Annotated in this window: 1 protein-coding gene; it reads left to right on the forward strand. The window is 40.1% G+C overall.

Annotation, left to right across the window (positions count from 1 at the left end; all coding sequences use genetic code 11):
- Window positions 1–91: 91 nt before the first annotated feature.
- The coding region (locus ETC02_RS17210) for a DUF6444 domain-containing protein (protein WP_253264194.1) at window positions 92–329 on the forward strand (238 nt) is incomplete at its 3' end.

A 329-nucleotide genomic window follows, 5' to 3' on the forward strand; every position in this document is an offset into this window, starting at 1 on the left:
GTAACTATTCAGCCACATCATAAAGTGAGCTGAATATTTTCTTCTTTCCTTGTCTATGATGTGAATACTGATAGACAAGGAGGTGAATCACATGTTGACGGTACAACAAGCTGTATTTACAGTTGAGGGCTTAATCGGCAAAGTCCAACAACAAAAGCAGCTCATTACTCACCAACAACAAGTCATTGAGCAACTGTTGAAAGAAAACAAACAACTACGCAAAGAAAATGAACAACTGAAGTACCGTGTTCAAGAGCTGGAAGCACGCACGAAAAAAAACAGCTCCAATAGCCATTTGCCCCCATCTTCTGACCGTTTTGAGAAAAAGC

This window comes from Geobacillus sp. DSP4a, assembly GCF_013096875.1.
In the GTDB taxonomy this organism is placed as follows: Bacteria; Bacillota; Bacilli; order Bacillales; family Anoxybacillaceae; genus Geobacillus; species Geobacillus thermophilus.